17 protein-coding genes are annotated in these 18,903 nt (G+C 33.8%); 9 read left to right on the top strand and 8 right to left on the bottom strand.

The annotated features are described in order from the left end of the window. Positions 1 to 40: 40 nt before the first annotated feature. Positions 41 to 1,294, bottom strand: a complete 1,254-nt coding sequence (locus tag ACFFGL_RS07810) for an aspartate kinase (protein ID WP_309726946.1) — start codon at positions 1,292 to 1,294, stop codon at positions 41 to 43. Further along, positions 1,291 to 1,773 (bottom strand): GNAT family N-acetyltransferase, encoded by a 483-nt coding sequence (locus ACFFGL_RS07805; RefSeq protein ID WP_309726947.1) that lies wholly within the window; start codon positions 1,771 to 1,773, stop codon positions 1,291 to 1,293. Before ACFFGL_RS07805 ends, ACFFGL_RS07810 begins: the two co-directional genes overlap by 4 nt. A gap of 77 nt (positions 1,774 to 1,850) precedes the next feature. Between ACFFGL_RS07805 and fbp the strand changes: the two genes are divergently transcribed. Then, positions 1,851 to 2,861, top strand: a complete 1,011-nt coding sequence (gene fbp, locus ACFFGL_RS07800; protein WP_309726948.1) for a class 1 fructose-bisphosphatase — start codon at positions 1,851 to 1,853, stop codon at positions 2,859 to 2,861. Between the two features lie 147 nt (positions 2,862 to 3,008). Here the strand turns inward: fbp and ACFFGL_RS07795 are convergent, their stop codons facing one another. Both ACFFGL_RS07795 and ACFFGL_RS07790 read right to left on the bottom strand, forming a co-directional pair. After that, the gene (locus tag ACFFGL_RS07795) at positions 3,009 to 3,434 is read right to left on the bottom strand and encodes a tellurite resistance TerB family protein (RefSeq protein ID WP_309726949.1); all 426 of its coding nucleotides are present in this window, start codon (positions 3,432 to 3,434) and stop codon (positions 3,009 to 3,011) included. Positions 3,435 to 3,493: 59 nt separating this feature from the next. Next, complete coding sequence (locus ACFFGL_RS07790) at positions 3,494 to 4,657, bottom strand: T9SS type A sorting domain-containing protein (protein WP_309726950.1); 1,164 nt, start codon at positions 4,655 to 4,657, stop codon at positions 3,494 to 3,496. A 184-nt stretch (positions 4,658 to 4,841) separates the two neighbouring features. Between ACFFGL_RS07790 and ileS the strand changes: the two genes are divergently transcribed. The 5 genes from ileS to ACFFGL_RS07765 are packed head-to-tail and all read left to right on the top strand — an operon-like array spanning position 4,842 to position 10,556. Next, the gene (gene ileS, locus ACFFGL_RS07785; RefSeq protein ID WP_309726951.1) at positions 4,842 to 8,249 is read left to right on the top strand and encodes an isoleucine--tRNA ligase; all 3,408 of its coding nucleotides are present in this window, start codon (positions 4,842 to 4,844) and stop codon (positions 8,247 to 8,249) included. A 3-nt stretch (positions 8,250 to 8,252) separates the two neighbouring features. Beyond that, positions 8,253 to 8,642: a TraR/DksA family transcriptional regulator gene (locus ACFFGL_RS07780; RefSeq protein ID WP_309726952.1), complete on the top strand. Its 390-nt coding sequence runs from the start codon at positions 8,253 to 8,255 to the stop codon at positions 8,640 to 8,642. A gap of 50 nt (positions 8,643 to 8,692) precedes the next feature. Further along, positions 8,693 to 9,328: a hypothetical protein gene (locus tag ACFFGL_RS07775; RefSeq protein WP_309726953.1), complete on the top strand. Its 636-nt coding sequence runs from the start codon at positions 8,693 to 8,695 to the stop codon at positions 9,326 to 9,328. 33 nt (positions 9,329 to 9,361) lie between these two features. Next, the gene (locus tag ACFFGL_RS07770) at positions 9,362 to 9,982 is read left to right on the top strand and encodes a lipoprotein signal peptidase (protein ID WP_309726954.1); all 621 of its coding nucleotides are present in this window, start codon (positions 9,362 to 9,364) and stop codon (positions 9,980 to 9,982) included. A 40-nt stretch (positions 9,983 to 10,022) separates the two neighbouring features. Next, the gene (locus ACFFGL_RS07765; protein ID WP_309726955.1) at positions 10,023 to 10,556 is read left to right on the top strand and encodes a hypothetical protein; all 534 of its coding nucleotides are present in this window, start codon (positions 10,023 to 10,025) and stop codon (positions 10,554 to 10,556) included. On the opposite strand, the gene ACFFGL_RS07760 is transcribed toward ACFFGL_RS07765, so the two are convergent. Genes ACFFGL_RS07760 through ACFFGL_RS07745 form a run of 4 tightly spaced genes read right to left on the bottom strand, consistent with a single transcriptional unit; the run spans position 10,553 to position 13,389 of the window. After that, positions 10,553 to 11,113: a 5-formyltetrahydrofolate cyclo-ligase gene (locus ACFFGL_RS07760; RefSeq protein ID WP_309726956.1), complete on the bottom strand. Its 561-nt coding sequence runs from the start codon at positions 11,111 to 11,113 to the stop codon at positions 10,553 to 10,555. The two genes, ACFFGL_RS07765 and ACFFGL_RS07760, sit on opposite strands and share 4 nt — an antisense overlap. Before the next feature lie 2 nt (positions 11,114 to 11,115). Further along, positions 11,116 to 12,084: a succinylglutamate desuccinylase/aspartoacylase family protein gene (locus tag ACFFGL_RS07755; protein ID WP_309726957.1), complete on the bottom strand. Its 969-nt coding sequence runs from the start codon at positions 12,082 to 12,084 to the stop codon at positions 11,116 to 11,118. A 2-nt stretch (positions 12,085 to 12,086) separates the two neighbouring features. Next, entirely contained in the window at positions 12,087 to 12,959 is an 873-nt protein-coding gene (rimK, locus tag ACFFGL_RS07750) for a 30S ribosomal protein S6--L-glutamate ligase (protein WP_309726958.1), read from the bottom strand. A 4-nt stretch (positions 12,960 to 12,963) separates the two neighbouring features. Further along, positions 12,964 to 13,389: an ATP-dependent zinc protease family protein gene (locus ACFFGL_RS07745; RefSeq protein ID WP_309726959.1), complete on the bottom strand. Its 426-nt coding sequence runs from the start codon at positions 13,387 to 13,389 to the stop codon at positions 12,964 to 12,966. A gap of 158 nt (positions 13,390 to 13,547) precedes the next feature. Here ACFFGL_RS07745 and uvrC point away from each other — a divergent pair, with 158 nt between their 5' ends. The 3 genes from uvrC (at position 13,548) to ACFFGL_RS07730 (ending at position 18,839) form a co-directional block, all read left to right on the top strand. Beyond that, positions 13,548 to 15,344 carry an excinuclease ABC subunit UvrC gene (uvrC, locus tag ACFFGL_RS07740; RefSeq protein ID WP_309726960.1) on the top strand — a complete coding sequence of 599 codons (1,797 nt, stop codon included), beginning with the start codon at positions 13,548 to 13,550 and terminating at the stop codon, positions 15,342 to 15,344. Further along, a complete protein-coding gene (locus tag ACFFGL_RS07735; RefSeq protein ID WP_309726961.1) occupies positions 15,345 to 17,591 on the top strand; it encodes a patatin-like phospholipase family protein in 2,247 nt (748 codons plus the stop codon). An 84-nt stretch (positions 17,592 to 17,675) separates the two neighbouring features. Then, complete coding sequence (locus ACFFGL_RS07730) at positions 17,676 to 18,839, top strand: homogentisate 1,2-dioxygenase (protein WP_309726962.1); 1,164 nt, start codon at positions 17,676 to 17,678, stop codon at positions 18,837 to 18,839. The last annotated feature ends 64 nt before the right edge of the window (positions 18,840 to 18,903 follow it).

The following is an 18,903-nucleotide window of genomic DNA, read 5'->3' as shown; positions in this document are numbered from 1 at the left end:
CTTTTTATACAAATATAGTAAAAACTTGCTTGCAGAAGGGCTAGTCTTTTGTAACCAATTGTACGGTTTCTCGTGTAAGTTGTTTTAAAAGTACGGTTTTGTCTTTTTCTAACTGGTTTATAGCTTCTTGTGTAAAGTGGCGAATGGTGTAAAGCGATACATTTTTATTGAAACTTACCCTAAATTTTGCTTGAAGATGCGCGATTAATTTATCGATATTGTTAAATTTATTATCTACACAAACCGAAAAACTGATTGCGGAATTCTGGATTAAGTCGACTTTTATTTGATATTTATGAAAAAGCGCGAAAATCTCGCTGATGTTTTCTTCCACAAAAAATGAAAAATCTAAAGCTGAAAGTGATAATAAAACCAAGTTCTTCTTCACAATAAAACAAGGAATATGCGGCGTGATTTTAGAACCAATTCCTACAATTGTTCCTTTTTCTGAAGGATTAAAAAAGGATTTTACAAATAATGGAATTCTCTTTTTCTGTAAGGGTTGTAAGGTTTTTGGATGAATAACCGAAGCACCATAAAACGCCAATTCGATTGCTTCTTGATACGAGATTTCTTGTAAAAGTGTAGTTTCTTTAAATTCCCGAGGATCGGCATTTAAAACGCCTTCTACATCTTTCCAAATCGTAACATCTTCTGCATTTAAACAATAGGCGAAAATTCCTGCGGAATAATCGCTTCCTTCTCTTCCAAGCGAAGTGGTGAAATTATGATGATCTGAACCGATAAAACCTTGCGTAATAATTAATTTTTCAGGATTTATTTTTGAAGAAATATTACTTTCCGTTTGCTCCCAATTTACTTTTGCATCGCGATAGGTTGCGTCGGTTTTTATGAGCGTTCGCGCATCTATCCACGTATTTTTTAAGTTCTTTTCAGTTAAATATTCACTTACAATTGTGGTGCTTATTAATTCGCCAAAACAAATTACTTGGTCATAAACATAGTCGTAATTTGGAGATTTATTTCGGTTTAAAAAGCTCTCTAATTCTTCAAAAAAATAATTGATTTTTCTAAAAACTGTTTCTTTGTTTTCCGTAAATAAATCTTCTATTATTTCTTCGTGAAAATGTTTTACCGCTTCAATACTTTTAGAAAGTGCTGCTTTTTGTTCAAAATAATGTTGAATCACTTTTTCTAACGCGTTTGTGGTTTTTCCCATTGCCGAAATAACCACCAGTTTTTGACTTGGTTCGGTTTGGTTTAAAACCTGTAAAACATTTTTAACGCCTTCAGCATTTTTTACAGAAGCTCCTCCGAATTTAAAAATTTTCATGCTTTTCTGTTTAAGTAATTTTTAAATGCTTTTTCTTCAAACTGAACGGTATTCCATTCTTTAAAAACGCTTGCACCAGAATTTTTATAAAAATCTACAGCGTTTTTATTCCAATTTAAAACAACCCATTCTACGCGTTTTACATTATTTTCTACCGCAAATTGTAGCGTTTTTTTATATAAAGCTTTTCCAATTCCCTTTCCTCTAAAGTTTTGCTGAACAATTAAATCTTCTAAATGAACGGTTTTTCCTTTCCACGTAGAATAGCGAAAATAGCATAACGCCATTCCTACAACAGTTTGGTTTATTTCAGCTACAAAACAGGTAAAAAGCGGATTTTCCTGAAAACCATCTTGCAATAAATCTTCTTCTGAAATTTCTACAGCTTCAGGTTCCTTTTCAAAATCGGCCAATTCCTGAATTAGTTTTAAAATGGAAGAGACATCTTCGCGCGTTGTTTTACGTATTTTAAAATCCATACTTTGGGTAGTTTAGTGTCAAAAATAAGCATATCAAGCGCTTTTTTTCTATTTTTGTCGGGAAATATACTTTCATTATGGCAAGAAAAAATCAAACACTCGGTGAGTTTATCATCGAAAATCAATCTGCATTTCCTTATTCTTCAGGTGAACTTTCCCGATTAATTAATTCTATTCGTTTAGCAGCGAAAGTAGTAAATCACGAAGTGAATAAAGCGGGATTGGTAGATATTATAGGTGCTGCAGGAGAAACTAATATTCAAGGAGAGGAGCAACAAAAGCTTGATGTTTATGCCAATGAAAAATTTATTCAAACCCTTACAAATAGAGAAATTGTCTGTGGAATTGCTTCCGAAGAAAACGATGAATTTATTACCATTCAAGGTCAAAATAAAGATCATCAAAATAAATATGTGGTGTTAATGGATCCGCTTGACGGAAGTTCAAACATTGATGTAAATGTTTCCGTCGGGACAATTTTTTCAGTATATAGAAGAGTTACGCCGTTAGGAACTCCTGTAACCGAAGAAGATTTTTTACAACCCGGAAACCAACAAGTTGCCGCGGGTTACGTGGTTTATGGAACTTCAACAATGTTGGTTTACACAACCGGTCACGGTGTAAATGGTTTCACATTAAATCCTGCGATTGGAACCTACTATTTATCGCATCCAAATATGCAATTTCCTGATTCGGGTAGAATTTATTCGATTAATGAAGGAAATTATAATCATTTTCCGCAGGGTGTAAAAGATTATATAAAATATTGCCAAGCTGAAGAAGAAGATAGACCCTATACTTCACGATATATTGGTTCGCTTGTTTCTGACATTCACCGAAATATGATTAAAGGTGGAATTTACATTTACCCGAAAAGTTCTAAATCTTCTAACGGAAAACTTCGACTTTTATATGAATGTAATCCAATGGCGTTTATTGCTGAACAAGCCGGCGGAAAGGCAAGCGATGGTTTTCAACGAATTATGGATATAAAGCCAACCGAGTTACACCAGCGTATTCCTTTTTTCTGCGGAAGTAAAAAAATGGTAGAAAAGGCTGAAGAATTTATGAAAAACGCTCCCGAATAGAGAGCGTTTTTTTGGCGCTGCCAAAGAGTATAATATCCCGAGGTTTGCCTCTAAATAGTTAAATGTTTTTCCAGTCTGTATCTCTTGGACTTACCTTAAGATTTTTGATTGGATAATCGAGATTTTAAATATCTTGGAATTATTAATTTATTTTCTTTCCAATAAGTAAAGGTAATCGTCGAAACTTAATTGGCGACCTAAAATTTTTATAGAACGTTTAATAATCGTTTCAGAATCTTCTGAAGAAAAACCTAGCGCAACTGCATAACGTTTCAATAAAAATTCTTCTTGGGCATCCATGTCATGATCTGCAAAAATAATTGTTAACGCGTCGTATAAACGTTCTAAACGGCGTTCGATAGTATTTGGTGGATTCACCGGAAATTTTTCCGGAGTTTTCATCGTTTGTTTATATTCACTATCGTCGATGTCCAATTTAATAGCCAATCTGCGTAATACTTTTTCTTCTTCCGGATTAATCTCCCCATCCACAGCGGCTAGATTAACAATAGAGGCAAAATGCCCTAAGTTTCTTCGGTGTGTTCCCGAATCAAATAAATCTGAAAATGACATAATTCTATTTTTTTATCATACAAAGATATAGAAAGATGTTTTAAATTTCGGTTTCAAATTTACTCTTTAATCACTTTTTTGATTGTTATATTTCCTTCGGAATAAATTTTAAAAAAATACACGCCGCTTGGCAATTCAGAAACATCAACTTGATTCTTTACACTTTTGAATGTTTTTAGTTGCTTTCCAGAAATATCTATAACCTGAAGTTGATTAATTTGTTGATGATTATTTTCAATAAAAACGGTTTCTTTTGCTGGGTTGGGGTAAATATTTATATCTCTTTTATAACTAAAGCCATCTGTTGATAATAGCGGATCGGAAGAGAAGAATAAATAGTTTTCAGAGGAAGTATCATAAATTCCAAATGTTTGTGGATTCTCCACATCGAGTGTATATTGTAAAGACATTATTTTTTTATTTTGTGCTTGTTCTATTAAAAAACCAAAATAAAGATTTTCTAAAGTAGTTGCATTTGCGGTAGAACATTGATCCGTTCCGTAGGCTAAATTATTGCAATTAATAAAGAAATTATTATTGATATTTTGTAAGCTTGTAAAATCAGCAGTAAGTGTATTGCAAGCAAAAAAAGAAAGTTCTCCACGATAAGAAAAAGATGCTTTTGCATTATTTCCAAAAGCATTACTAATATCGGTAGGACTGTAATAATTGTTATCTATATTCATACTTGCTAAATACCAGAAATCTGTCATCTTACCCCAATAACCGTTATCATTAAATAATTCTCCAAAAGAACCTGAATTTTCGTGAGGAGAATTATGTAAAATAATAGTTTCTCCACTTGTATTATTCAATTCTAAAATGCCAGGAAAAATATTTTGTGTATTTATATTGTAATTAATCGTTTCATTTTCTGAATTTTCAAAAAAATCCTGGACTAAATCTACAAAACTAGTATTCCCAGTTTCAGTGCAATTTGTAGCAGTATTGGTAAAATTTGAACCTTGAAAATTAGAATTATTTGCATCAACATTTATATCGAGTTGAAAATTCCCGCCACAACATAAATCACTCATTAAAATATTATTGCTGAGGTCAAAATCTAATTGAATAGTCATTTCTGGAGAAAATGGTTTATCGGTAGTATTTCCATTAAGTTCATAAGAATGTACATACCAAGTATAATCGTCGATTTCTATAGTTTGACTAGAAGATGAAAAATAGCTTATTGCTATTAAACAGAAGAGTAGAGTTTTTTTCATAATAAAAATTAAGCACATAAAATAAATAACTCTTAAAGATAATGAAAAAATTGAAATAACTTGATAGAAACTTTTATTCCATTTTTAATTTTATTCGTATTTATACGAAGGGTTTTTTGTCTTTTTAATTGAGTGGGTTTGCTAAAAATCCTTAATTTCGCAACTTATTTTCAAAGCGTAGATTATGAGTAGAAAATTTGCTGATTATAAAGGACTTGAACTTCCCGAAATTGCTGAAGAAATTCAAAAATTCTGGGAGGCTGAAAATATTTTTGAAAAAAGTATTGAAACTCGAGACGAAAATAAACCCTTCGTATTTTTTGAAGGACCGCCGTCAGCAAATGGACTTCCGGGTATTCACCACGTAATGGCGCGAACCATTAAAGATATTTTTTGCCGTTATAAAACTCAACAAGGTTTTCAAGTAAAACGTAAAGCCGGTTGGGACACGCACGGACTTCCCGTAGAATTAGGCGTAGAAAAAGAGCTCGGAATTACCAAAGAAGATATCGGAACAAAAATTTCTGTTGAAGAATATAACGACGCTTGTAAAAATGCCGTAATGCGTTATACCGATATTTGGAATAAACTTACCGAAAAAATGGGCTATTGGGTAGATATGGACGATCCATACATTACCTATAAGTCAAAATATATGGAAAGCGTTTGGTGGTTGCTTTCAGAAATCTATAAAAAAGGCTTAATTTATAAAGGCTATACTATTCAGCCGTATTCACCAAAAGCAGGAACCGGTTTAAGCTCGCACGAATTAAACCAACCGGGAACATATCAAGATGTAACCGATACTACCGTAACTGCGCAGTTTAAAACAATTCCGCACAGTTTACCCGATTCACTTGCCGGCGAAAATGGCGATGTTTATTTAATCGCTTGGACAACCACACCGTGGACATTACCAAGTAATACCGCTTTAACCGTCGGACCAAAAATCGATTATGTATTGGTGAAAACGTACAATCAATACACCTTTGAGCCTATAAATATTATCGTAGCTAAAAATTTAGTAGCAAAACAATTCGATAAAAAATATAAAGAAACCGTAAACGAAGATATTTTAAAAGCCTATAAACAAGGCGATAAAAAGATACCTTATTTAATTGATGGCGAATTTAAAGGAAAAGATTTAGTCGGAATTAAATATGAGCAACTCTTACCTTACGCAAAACCTTATAAAAATCCTGAAAACGCCTTTCGCGTAATTGCAGGAGATTTTGTGACTACTGAAGACGGAACAGGAATCGTTCATACCGCGCCAACTTTTGGTGCAGACGATGCTTTAGTAGCAAAACAAGCTACGCCAGAAGTTCCGCCGATGTTGGTTTATGATGAAAACAATAATCTCGTTCCGTTAGTAGATTTACAAGGGAAATTCAGAAAAGAAATGGATGAATTTGCCGGAAAATACGTAAAGAACGAATATTATGATGAAGGCGAAGCACCGGAAAAATCAGTAGATGTAGAAATTGCTATTAAATTAAAAGAAGAAAATAAAGCTTTTAAAGTCGAAAAATACGTTCACAGTTATCCAAATTGCTGGCGAACAGACAAACCAATTTTATATTATCCGTTAGATTCTTGGTTCATAAAAGTAACCGATGTAAAAGATAGAATGCACGAGTTAAACCTCGGAATCAACTGGAAACCGAAATCAACCGGAGAAGGCCGTTTCGGTAATTGGTTAGCCAATGCAAACGACTGGAATTTATCACGCTCACGTTTTTGGGGAATTCCGCTTCCTATCTGGAGAACAGAAGACGGAAAAGAAGAAATTATGATTGGTTCTATTGCTGAATTAAAATCAGAAATGAAAAAGGCAGTAGAAGCCGGGATAATGAAAGTAGATATTTTTGCCGATTTTGAAGTCGATAATATGACTGATGAAAACTACGAAAAAGTAGATCTTCATAAAAATGTGGTCGATAAAATTACCTTGGTTTCTCCTTCCGGAAAACCGATGAAACGCGAAGCAGATTTAATCGATGTTTGGTTCGATTCTGGTTCTATGCCTTACGCGCAATGGCATTATCCGTTCGAGAATAAACACAAAGTTGAACAAAGCGAACGAAAAGCAGATTTTATCGCAGAAGGCGTAGACCAAACTCGTGGTTGGTTTTATACCTTGCACGCGATTGCTACCATGATTTTTGATGATGTAGCGTATAAAAATGTAGTTTCCAATGGATTAGTACTCGATAAACACGGGCAAAAAATGTCGAAACGTTTAGGAAACGCTGTAGATCCTTTCCAAACTTTAGCCGCCTTTGGTCCCGATGCTACGCGTTGGTATATGATTTCGAACGCAAACCCGTGGGATAATTTAAAATTCGATATTGAAGGAATCGGTGAAGTCCGTCGTAAATTCTTTGGAACGTTATATAACACCTATTCGTTCTTTTCACTTTACGCAAATATCGATGAATTTACTTATGCTGAAGATGATATTGCCTTAGAAAAACGTCCTGAAATCGACCGGTGGATTCTTTCAGAATTACATACGCTTATCGGGAAAGTAGAGAAGTTTTATGAAACGTACGAACCCACAAAAGCAGCAAGAGCAATTTCAGAATTTGTTCAGGAAAATTTAAGTAACTGGTTTGTGCGTTTAAGTAGAAGACGTTTCTGGAAAGGAGATTATAAAGAAGATAAAATCTCAGCTTATCAAACCTTATATACGTGTCTGGAAACAGTAGCAAAACTCAGTGCGCCAATCGCTCCATTTTATATGGACCGACTTTACATAGACTTAACGAAAGTTACCAAAAAAGAAACTTCAGAAAGTGTACATTTGGCAAGTTTTCCAACTCAAAATAAAGACTTTATCGATAAAGCTTTAGAACAGAAAATGGAAAAGGCGCAAATTATATCTTCCTTAGTGTTATCGCTTCGGAAAAAAGAAATGATTAAAGTTAGACAACCTTTACAACGCATTATGATTCCGGTGTTAGATGACAAGGTTAGAAATGAAATTGAAGCCGTTTCAGAACTAATAAAATCTGAAGTAAACGTAAAAGAAATCGAGTTAATCGACGACACTTCGGGAATTTTGGTAAAAACCATAAAGCCTAATTTTAAAGTGCTCGGTCCCCGTTTTGGAAAAGAAATGAAATTAGTAGTTGCGGCTATTAATAAACTAGAAGCAAAAGATATTTCCACCATAGAAATTGAAGGAAATATTGATATTGAAATTAACGGAAAAATTACTACTTTGCGCCTCGATGAAGTTGAAATAGCTTCACAAGATATTGAAGGTTGGCTAGTTGCAAGCAATAATGGCCTAACTGTTGCGTTAGATGTTACATTAACAGAAGCGTTAAAACAAGAAGGTATCGCTAGAGAACTTGTAAATAGAATTCAAAACCTGCGTAAAGACAATGATTTTGAAGTAACCGATACCATAGAAGTTAACATACAAAAAGATGGCGTTGTCGAGAACGCTGTTAAAGAAAATTTGACCTATATAAAAAATGAAACGCTAACTGCTAAACTCGACTTAGTAGATAACATAGACAATGGAATTGAAATTAATTTTGATGATGTGAGCACCAAATTGTCTATCACAAAACACAATTAAATTATGGCAGCACAAACGCAAGAGAAAGAAAGATATTCAGATGAAGATTTGGCCGAATTCAAAGCCATTATTCAAGAAAAAATCAGAAAAGCTACCGAACAATTAGAAATGTACAAAAGTGCATATATGAACGATAGTTCGAACGGTACAGACGATACTTCACCAACGTTTAAAGCTTTTGATGAAGGAAGCGAAACAATGAGTAAAGAGGCAAACTCTCAGTTAGCTATTCGTCAAGAAAAATTCATTAGAGACTTAAAAAGTGCTTTAATTAGAATTGAAAATAAAACCTACGGAATTTGCCGTGTAACTGGAAAGCTTATTAAAAAAGAGCGTCTAAAACTGGTTCCGCATGCAACCTTAAGTATTGAAGCGAAAAACCTTCAGAAATAAAAATAAAAACGCTTCTCTGTCGGGAAGCGTTTTTTAACCTTTGTGAAGTCATGAAAAGATTTCACAATTTTTACGCTACTTTTATAATTGCCTTACTTTCTTCAATTTCAGGATTTGGGCAACGAGAAAGCGTACAAATTTTTGAAGCTGAAACCATTTCAGAACTTTACATAAATGCCGATGAGGTTTTTAAAATTACCTTAGAAACCACCCAAACCGATAAAATAAAATTAGCCGTATTTTCTGAAGGAGAATACACGCAACAAATCGGGATAAAAACGGAACAAAAAGGAAATCAACTTCATATTTTTTCAGCATATCCAGAAATTTTAACCAGCGGTTATGATAAACTAAGCGCGCATAAAGTTTTTGCGGTTATACTCCACATTACGCTTCCCAAGCATAAAAAAGTAATTATACAATCTAATATAGCCTCGGTTTACGCCAGCGGAACCTATAACTATTTCGAAACCGAATTAACTTCAGGTAAGTGTAGTTTAACTTCTTTTAGTGGCGAGGCGATTATAAATACCATAAAAGGTGATGTTTTAATTGAAACCAACCAAGCTAATTTAGAAACTTCTTCTACTTACGGAAGTATTAAAACGCCGCCAAAACATCCCGACGGACAAAAAATTTCAGCAAAAAGTATCTACGGAAATATTATTGTTAAGAAAACGCAATAAAAAATGTATTTTTACGCGCAAAATGAAATTTAAATGTCGTTAAAGAAGGCAACTCTATTTATAATTATAATTCTGATTATCGATCAGATTTCAAAATTTTACATTAAAACCAATTTTATTCTCGGTGAAGAAGTAAAAGTATTCGATTGGTTTAGAATACTTTTTGTTGAAAACGAAGGAATGGCTTGGGGTGCAAAAATTCCCGGAGAATACGGAAAACTCACGTTAACCTTATTCCGTTTGGTGGCAATCTGCGGAATTGGATATTGGCTTTGGGATTCCGTAAGAAAAAAGAATTCCAGAATTTTAGTAATTTCTGTAGCGCTTATTTTTGCCGGTGCTTTTGGAAATATAATCGATTCGGTTTTCTATGGATTAATTTTTAACGACAGCCATAATCAAATCGCAAGTTTTTTACCCGAAGCCGGTACTTATGGAAGTTTGTTTCACGGAAAAGTGGTCGATATGCTTTATTTCCCGCTATGGAGTGGTTATTTACCGGAATGGATTCCTATTTGGGGCGGTCAATATTTCACTTTTTTTGAACCGGTTTTTAATATTGCCGATTCTGCCATTACCATTGGCGTAATTTTATTGATTATTTTTAATAAAAAAGCCTTTCCGAAAGAAGAGAAGAAATCAGAAAATATATAACTAGAATTAAAAATGCTTATATTCATAGTATAAATGTATTATGAGTAAGTCTTTAATTATTTTACTAGTATTTTTTGTCTTTAGTTGTAATAAACCAAGAAAGTATAGTCTTTCTAAGAAGGAAAAGGAAATCTTAACTGCAACAATTGATTCAATGTATAAATGGGATCAAGGCATAAGATCTAAAATGTCCGATTTGGATTCAGTTTATGGTCTTAACTCTAATCCTTACGAAGCTTTAAATAATAATGTGTATCGATTTAAGAATGATTCACTTTGGGATATAGCTCATAAAATAGATGAAGAAAATACCAAGAAACTTATTGAAATAACTAAAACTTATGGTTTTCCTAACAATAAAAGGTTAGGGGTTTATAAATCTAAGGCTTATTTGATTTTTGTTCATTCTCCCAAAGAATATTTTTCAGTTATAGATTCTTTAATCAAGGAAGAATTTGAGCAGAATAGGATAAGTGAATATAAAAAGGAATACATTTTTTGGCATACCCAAGGTAGAAACGGAATGCCCCCAATGGCAGGAAAAAAAGATGAAGTTATATTTCTTGATTTCTAAAATCTATAAATCTTCTCAGGAGTTACACAAAAATCGAGTTTAATATCGGTGGGGAAAGTTTTAAAATTTTTCTCTTCAGCTTCAAAAAAAGATAAGCCTATTTTTATGGCTTGCGGTGAGCATTTTTCTAGAAACCGATCGTAAAAACCTTTTCCGTAGCCAATTCGGTGGCCGGTTTTGTCAAAGGCTAAAAGCGGAATAAAAATAACGTCTAATTTTTCAGGTTGAATTTCAATTCCGTTAACGGGTTCGGGAATTCCCCATTCATTATTTTTTATCGCTGTGGAATCGGTTAGTAAAAAATGATTCATTTCTAACGTCTTAAAATCACTTTTAGAAATCACTATATTTTTATCTTTTCCGCTTAAAATATGCAATAAAAATTCAGTATTTATTTCTTGAAGTTTTTCAATACTTAAAAAAATATGGTAAAAAGAATATTGCCAAATGTCGAGCTCTAAGGTTTTATTGGCAATGGCTAAACTTTTTTCATAAATTTCTTCAGCAGAAAGTTGGGCACGTTTTGTTTTATAATTTTTTCGAAGTTCATTTTTCATTCCTAGTTTTTTGATAGGTGAAAAATAGCATCACCTTGATAAACAATTGGCGATTGATTTACATTAATTACATAACCGGTTGCAGTAGCTTTTACTTTATGTCGAAAACTTCCGTAAGGATCGGTGATAATAGCAATATACTCTCCTTTTTCTACGTGTTTTCCAATAGGGATTTTTACGTGAAGCAATCCGCTAAACTTGGCTCGCATCCAAACGGTTTCATTTATAATAATGCTTGGTTTTATAGGTTTTGGAGGTAGAAAATCTTCTCCTAGCATTTGCAAATGATCTAAAAAGCGTAGTGTTCCTTCAACGCCATATTTCGCTATTTCTTTGTTACTGTCTTGCGATTTTCCGCCTTCAAAAAGCAAAAACGGAATATTGAGTTTTGCGCAGGTATCACGATAGGATTTTGAAATATTTTTCGAATAAACCGTAAACGGTGCGTTAAAAATTTCAGCAAGTTTTAAAAGTTGGTTATCTTCGGGTCGAATACGAATTTGTGCTGCGTTAAATCTACTAGAACCGCCGGTATGAAAATCTAAACAGTAATCTGCAGCGGGTAAAATCTCTTCTTTAAATTGATAAGCAATTCTACTGGCTAATGGTCCTTTTTTTGAACCAGGGAACATCCGATTTAAATCTCGGCCATCAGGAAATTCGCGGGTCATATTTAGAAATCCAAAAACATTTACAACGGGAATACAAATAATTGTTCCGCGTTCGGGTTTATTAATTCCTTTTGCAATAATTTGACGTACTATTTCTACGCCATTAATTTCGTCACCATGAATTCCGCCGGTAATTAAAACCGTAGGACCTGGTTTTTTTGAGCGCTCAATTATTATAGGAACTTCTACTGCAGTTGTGGTGTACAATTTTGCAGTATTGAAATTCATTTTAATGCTGGTACCCGGTTTTATTTTTTTATCGAGAAGGGTGAGAACATTATTTTTGTCAATAAATTTCATTATTAAATATTTTTCTCGATATATCTGATAATGGTCTTCGCGATATCTTTTCCGGTAGCTTTTTCAATTCCTTCTAAACCAGGTGAAGAATTTACTTCTAAAATTAAAGGCCCGCGGCTACTTTGTAGTAAATCTACACCGGCTACGCCAAGTCCCATAGCTTTACAGGCTTTTACCGCTGCGATTTCTTCTTCATCGGTTAATTGAATAACTTCAGCAGAACCACCACGATGTAAATTAGAACGAAATTCACCTTCTTTTCCTTGTCTTTTCATTGCGCCAACAACGTGACCATCGACTACAAAAGCACGAATATCGGCGCCTTTTGCTTCTTTTATAAATTCTTGAACAATTACACGTGCTTGTAAACCGTTAAAAGCTTCAATAACCGATTCAGCTGCATTTTTTGTTTCAGCTAAAACTACGCCTAAACCTTGTGTTCCTTCTAATAATTTTATAACAAGTGGAACGCCACCAACTTGTTTTATAACACCTTCTACATCACGAGAATAATTGGTGAAAACGGTCTTTGGTAATCCTATTTTTGCGCGGGAAAGTACTTGTAAACTGCGTAATTTATCGCGACTTCTTACCAAGGCTTCAGAATCTGTAGTGGTAAAAGCGCCCATCATTTCAAATTGTCTTACCACGGCAGTTCCGTAGAAGGTTACGGAAGAACCGATTCTAGGAATGATAGCGTCTACATCTACAATATAACCACCTTTGTAATAAATATTGGGTTTTCTTTTTTCAATAACAATGTCACACTTTAATGGATCTACCACTTCTACAGTATGTTTTCGTTTTGTAGCGGCCTCAACTAAACGTTTGGTGGAATATAAATTTGAGTTTCGAGATAATATTTTAATGTTCATAAGTTTAGCGTTGTTGAGCGTTGAAGGAAAGATCTTTTAATTGTGGATCTACGATGAATTTATTATTTAAAAATTTTCTTCCGATTAAAACGGGATATTTCATTTCTTTTCGGTCGCTCAAAGAAAGTGAAATTTTATAAGTTTTACCGAAAATTTTTATAGTCGATTTTATTTCATAACGTTTTTGAGCAATACCGTTACTGCTGCGCACTTTTATAGTGTTATATTCTTTAAAGATAAAGGATTTATGATTGTAATTTGGATGTTCTTTATCTAAAAATTTACAGTGTAACTCTCCGTTTTCTTCGTGAATATCTTCACAATGAATAGAAGAAGTGTACGCGCCGGTATCAATTTTAATAGCGATTTCCTGTAAATTTAATTGAGGAAATTCTGCTTTGTCAATACGTCCGATAATTTTTTTACTCATACTGCAATATAGTAAAAGCTATGCGTTTATAACAATGTGTTTAAGTTTTGCATAGTAGATTATTCGAAAGTAATAATTTTTTAAATTTTTGGTAGCGAGTTTAAACAATATGAAGCGATAATTTTTTTGAAGTCGCAATAAGTTTTAACTTTGAGGTAATGACAACAACTCCGTTAGAAATTCAATTAAAAACCTTGCCTTCCAGTCCGGGAGTCTATCAATATTACGATAAAAAAGGCAAGATTCTCTATGTTGGTAAAGCAAAGAATTTAAAGAAACGAGTAAGTTCTTATTTCAATAAAAAGCATGATAGCCATCGTATTGGTGTAATGGTAAAAAAAATTCACGAGATAAAACATATTGTCGTGAATTCTGAAACCGACGCCTTATTGCTGGAAAATAATTTAATTAAAAAATACCAGCCGCGCTTTAATGTAATGCTGAAAGATGACAAAACCTACCCATGGATTTGCATTAAAAAAGAACGTTTTCCAAGAGTTTTTATGACGCGTCGTGTTATAAAAGACGGCAGTGAATATTACGGACCGTTTACCAGTGTTAGGACCGTAAAAACTTTGCTCGGTTTAATAAAAGAACTCTATAAATTGCGCACATGTAATTATGATTTATCTGAAGAAAAAATTCAGCACGGAAAATATAAAGTTTGCTTAGAATATCATTTAGGAAATTGCCAAGGACCGTGCGAAGGTTACCAAACTGAACAAGATTATAACAATAATATCGAGCATATTCGGCAAATTGTAAAAGGAAATTTTAAAGATTCACTTTACAAATTTAAAGACCAAATGAAAGCGCACGCCGAAAAAATGGAGTTTGAAGACGCGCAACGAATAAAAGAGAAAGTAGACATTTTAGAGCGCTACCAAGTGAAATCTACCGTAGTAAATCCTAAAATAAATAATGTCGATGTTTTTTCCATTTTAAGTGATGAAAGTTATGGCTATGTAAATTTTTTACAACTTTCGCACGGTTCTATTATTCGGTCGCATACCATCGAGATGAAAAAAAAATTAGACGAAACTGATGAAGAACTGCTCGAACTCGCTATTACTGAAATAAGACAACGTTTCGACTCCAAATCTCCAGAAATTTATGTTCCTTTTAAAGTTGATGCCGGTGAAAATGTAAAAGTTACCATTCCTAAATTGGGTGATAAAAAAGCTATTGTAGATTTATCGCTAAGAAATGCGAAATATTTTAGGCAAGAGCGTTTTAAACAAATGAAGATTGTAGATCCAGATCGACATGTAAATCGTTTAATGGCGCAAATGAAAAAAGATTTACGGTTAAATGAAGAACCCCGACATATTGAGTGTTTCGATAATTCGAATATTCAAGGAACAAATCCCGTTGCGGCTTGTGTGGTTTTTAAAAATGGAAAACCCAGCAAAAAAGATTACCGAAAATTTAATATAAAAACCGTAGAAGGTCCAGACGATTTTGCCTCGATGGAAGAAGTTGTTTTTAGAAGATACCGAAGATTATTAAATGAAGAAGAACCTTTGCCACAACTTATTATTATCGATGGCGGAAAAGGTCAACTCTCTTCCGCAGTAAAAGCTTTAGACGATTTAGGCTTGCGCGGAAAAATAGCTATTATCGGAATTGCAAAAAGATTAGAAGAATTATTTTATCCAGGTGATTCAATTCCGTTATATTTGGACAAGAAATCTGAAACCTTAAAAGTGATTCAACAACTTAGAAATGAAGCGCATCGATTTGGAATAACTTTCCACCGAAATAAAAGAAGCAGCGCAGCTTTGGGAACAGAATTAGAACAAATTTCAGGAATTGGCGAAAAAACCGCTATCGAATTATTAAAACAATTCAGATCGACAAAAAAAATAGCGAAACTCAGTAAAAAAGAGCTTGCCGATGTTATCGGAAATTCAAAAGCAACCTTGGTTTATAATCATTATCATTCCATAGAATAAATGAAGAAAATACTACTTTTCATCTTGCTAATTGGTTTTGGAGTTTTTGCGCAAGAAACGCCCAATAAAGCACGTGATTTAAAAGTAGGTTTGGTATTAAGTGGTGGGGGAGCAAAAGGTTTGGCGCATATTGGCGCGTTAAAAGTAATCGAAAAAGCCGGGATTCGGGTAGATTATATTGGCGGAAGCAGTATGGGTGCCATTATTGGTTCTTTATACGCTGCGGGTTATTCACCGGAAGAACTAGATTCCATTTTTCAGCGAACAAACTTTAATACCTTAATTCAAGACGATTTGCCGCGTGGCGTAAAAACGTTTTATGAAAAAGAAGAATCAGAACGTTATGCTGTAAGTTTACCGTTCGATAAGTTTAAAGTGAGTTTTCCATCTGGACTTTCAAAAGGACAAAATATTTACAATCTTGTTTCGCAGTTAACTTCGCATGTAAACCATATAAATAATTTCGAAAAATTACCCATTCCCTTTTTCTGCATCGGTACCGATATTGAAACCGGAAGAGAAGTAATTTTAAACAGCGGTTCGCTTGCGCAAGCGGTTTCAGCAAGTGGTGCAATTCCATCATTATTTAGTCCCGTTCCTATAAATGGAAGATTAATTACCGATGGTGGCGTTTCAAATAATTATCCTGTAGAAGAATTACGTAAAAGAGGCGTAGATTACATTATTGGGGTTGATGTTCAAGATAGTTTGGTAGACCGAAAAGACTTACAGTCGGCTTTTGAAATTCTAACGCAGGTTAATAATTTTAGAACGATTAGAGACATGCGCGAAAAACGCAAATTAACCGATTTATACATTAATCCCGATATTACCGATTTTTCAATTTTATCGTTTGATAAGGGAAAAGCGATAATCGATTCCGGTGAAGAAGCTGCACTGGAAAAATTGGCAGATTTACAAGCAATCGCGAGTCGACAAAATATAAAAGAAAATCTAAAAGCTGAACGAAAGCGAATTGTAAACGATTCGGTTTACATTAAAAATATCGATATTGCCGGAAACAGTAATTATCCGCGAAGTTATATTCGGGGAAAATTAAAAATACCTACCGATACTAAAATTCCGTATCAAGATTTAAACGTTGGGATTAATAATTTATCGGCAACCGGAAATTTTAAGCGTGTAGAATATAATTTAATTCCTCAAGGAGAAGGCAAAAACGACTTGCAAGTAGTTGTCTATGAAAATAATAATAATACTTTGTTGCGTTTTGCCTTACATTACGATGAACTATACAGAAGTGCGGCTTTACTGAATATTACCCATAAATCACTTTTTTTAACTAATGATATTACTTCTTTTGATGCCATTGTTGGTGATAATTTTCGGTACGATTTTAGTTATTATATCGATAAAGGAAGTTATTGGAGCATCGGCGTAAACTCGAGTGTTAAGCAATTTGAGCACGATGTTGGTTTCGACTTTGTAAAGAAAAATTCTTCACTTCGCGATTATGATGTAAACCAAGTAGAAATAGATTATCTCGATTTCACCAATCAATTTTACGTGCAAACATTTTTGGTAAAAGCATTTCGGTTTGGGTTAGGATTAGAACATAAATACACAAAATTAGAAACAGAAACAATTATAGAAAATAAAGAGAATGAAAATCTTCCTTTTACCGTTTTAGAGCAAAGCAATTTATATAGCACGTATGGTTATTTAGAATTAGATACCTACGATAACGCTTATTTCCCAAGTTCTGGAGCACATTTTAGAGGCGATTTTCACTTGTATTTATTCGATTCGCATTCCTCTTTTAGTTTTTCTGAATTTTCTATTGCCAAAGGTTCCATCGGTTACGCGTTTAGTCCTATTTCAAAATTTTCGGTTAGAACAACCACAGAAACCGGTTTTAGGTTAGGAAATAGCGAAATGAATACGTTAAAATTTTTCTTAGGCGGCTACGGAAATAATTATGTAAATAATATTGAACCGTTTTTCGGCTATAATTTTTTAGATCTTTCTGGTGATAGTTATATCAAAGCTTTAGTAGAAATAGATTATGAAATTTTCAAAAAAAATCATCTTATAGCAAGTTATAATATTGCCAATGTGGAAGACGATCTTTACAAAACCGGAAATTGGTTTAGCACGCCAGACTTTACAGGTTTTGCGATCGGTTACGGTATAGAAACTTTTTTAGGTCCCTTAGAAGGAAAATATTCTTATTCACCCGAACGCGGCGAAAGTGAATGGTATTTAAGCTTAGGCTTTTGGTTTTAATAAGATTTAAGAAAATTTTCATCAAAATTTGTCGATATTTGTAGAAGTATCTATTATTTATTGGCTCATAGAAAAATTATAATTATGCCTTTCTATCATAAACTCGGAAAAATACCCCATAAAAGACACACCGTTTTCAAAAAACCTGACGGAAGTCTTTATTACGAACAACTTTTCGGGACCATTGGTTTCGACGGGATGTCGTCTAATTTATATCACGAACACAGACCAACACAGGTTAAAGAAATAAAAGGAAGTTACAACGTAGCTCCAAAAATAGCGATTGGAAATAATTTAAAAAGTTATCGCTTTAAAGGTTTTAAAATCGTTCCTGCTCCAGATTATTTGGAAAGCAGAAAACCGGTATTAACCAATAGCGATGTTACCATTACGTTAGCAGCACCACAAGAAAGCACAGAAGATTATTTCTATAAAAATTCTGATGCCGATGAATTGCTTTTTATTCATAAAGGAAGCGGTAAATTACGTACACATTTAGGAAATATAGATTTTAAATACGGTGATTATTTATTAATTCCACGCGGAACGATTTATAAGTTAGATTTCGACGATGAAAATAACCGACTTTTCATTGTAGAATCACGCCGACCAATTTACACGCCAAAACGCTATAGAAATCATTTTGGTCAATTGTTAGAACATTCGCCATTTTGTGAACGTGATTTACGAAGACCACACGAATTAGAAACCAACGATGAAAAAGGCGATTTTCTAATTAAAGTAAAAAAGCAAGACGAAATTTTTGATATGGTTTATGCGACACATCCATTCGATGTTGTGGGTTATGACGGCTATAATTTCCCGTATGCATTTTCCATTCACGATTTTGAACCCATTACCGGGAGAATTCACCAACCGCCACCGGTTCATCAAACTTTTGAAACCGATGCGTTCGTGGTTTGTTCATTCTGTCCGCGATTGTACGATTATCATCCCGAAAGTATTCCCGCGCCTTACAATCACAGTAATATAGATAGCGATGAGGTTCTTTATTATGTAGATGGCGATTTTATGAGTAGAAATGATATTGAAGAAGGTCATATTTCATTGCATCCCGCGGGAATTCCTCACGGTCCGCATCCGGGAGCGGTAGAGCGAAGTATCGGTCAGACAAAAACTGAAGAATTAGCCGTAATGGTAGATACTTTTAAACCTTTAAAAGTAACCGAAGACGGAATGAAAATTGCCGATGAGACTTATCATACTTCTTGGTTAGAACACGATTAAGAATAGATTGAATTGAAAAAATTAGTTATTTCAGCACAAATGCGAGCAATGTGGTAACTTTTCA

Origin of the sequence: Mesonia maritima (genome assembly GCF_042433895.1) — a bacterium.
GTDB lineage: Bacteria > Bacteroidota > Bacteroidia > Flavobacteriales > Flavobacteriaceae > Mesonia > Mesonia maritima.
Note: the sequence above shows the minus strand (reverse complement) of the source record. Positions and strands in the feature narration are given on the sequence as shown.

Coding starts and splice junctions, on each gene's coding strand:
- rimK (WP_309726958.1), bottom strand. CDS start 12,959: ATGAACATTAAAATATTATCTCGAAACTCAAATTTATATTCCACCAAA.
- ileS (WP_309726951.1), top strand. CDS start 4,842: ATGAGTAGAAAATTTGCTGATTATAAAGGACTTGAACTTCCCGAAATT.
- ACFFGL_RS07735 (WP_309726961.1), top strand. CDS start 15,345: ATGAAGAAAATACTACTTTTCATCTTGCTAATTGGTTTTGGAGTTTTT.
- ACFFGL_RS07760 (WP_309726956.1), bottom strand. CDS start 11,113: ATGAAAAATGAACTTCGAAAAAATTATAAAACAAAACGTGCCCAACTT.
- ACFFGL_RS07775 (WP_309726953.1), top strand. CDS start 8,693: ATGAAAAGATTTCACAATTTTTACGCTACTTTTATAATTGCCTTACTT.
- ACFFGL_RS07730 (WP_309726962.1), top strand. CDS start 17,676: ATGCCTTTCTATCATAAACTCGGAAAAATACCCCATAAAAGACACACC.
- uvrC (WP_309726960.1), top strand. CDS start 13,548: ATGACAACAACTCCGTTAGAAATTCAATTAAAAACCTTGCCTTCCAGT.
- ACFFGL_RS07745 (WP_309726959.1), bottom strand. CDS start 13,389: ATGAGTAAAAAAATTATCGGACGTATTGACAAAGCAGAATTTCCTCAA.
- ACFFGL_RS07755 (WP_309726957.1), bottom strand. CDS start 12,084: ATGAAATTTATTGACAAAAATAATGTTCTCACCCTTCTCGATAAAAAA.
- ACFFGL_RS07810 (WP_309726946.1), bottom strand. CDS start 1,294: ATGAAAATTTTTAAATTCGGAGGAGCTTCTGTAAAAAATGCTGAAGGC.
- ACFFGL_RS07765 (WP_309726955.1), top strand. CDS start 10,023: ATGAGTAAGTCTTTAATTATTTTACTAGTATTTTTTGTCTTTAGTTGT.
- ACFFGL_RS07770 (WP_309726954.1), top strand. CDS start 9,362: ATGTCGTTAAAGAAGGCAACTCTATTTATAATTATAATTCTGATTATC.
- ACFFGL_RS07805 (WP_309726947.1), bottom strand. CDS start 1,773: ATGGATTTTAAAATACGTAAAACAACGCGCGAAGATGTCTCTTCCATT.
- ACFFGL_RS07780 (WP_309726952.1), top strand. CDS start 8,253: ATGGCAGCACAAACGCAAGAGAAAGAAAGATATTCAGATGAAGATTTG.
- fbp (WP_309726948.1), top strand. CDS start 1,851: ATGGCAAGAAAAAATCAAACACTCGGTGAGTTTATCATCGAAAATCAA.
- ACFFGL_RS07790 (WP_309726950.1), bottom strand. CDS start 4,657: ATGAAAAAAACTCTACTCTTCTGTTTAATAGCAATAAGCTATTTTTCA.
- ACFFGL_RS07795 (WP_309726949.1), bottom strand. CDS start 3,434: ATGTCATTTTCAGATTTATTTGATTCGGGAACACACCGAAGAAACTTA.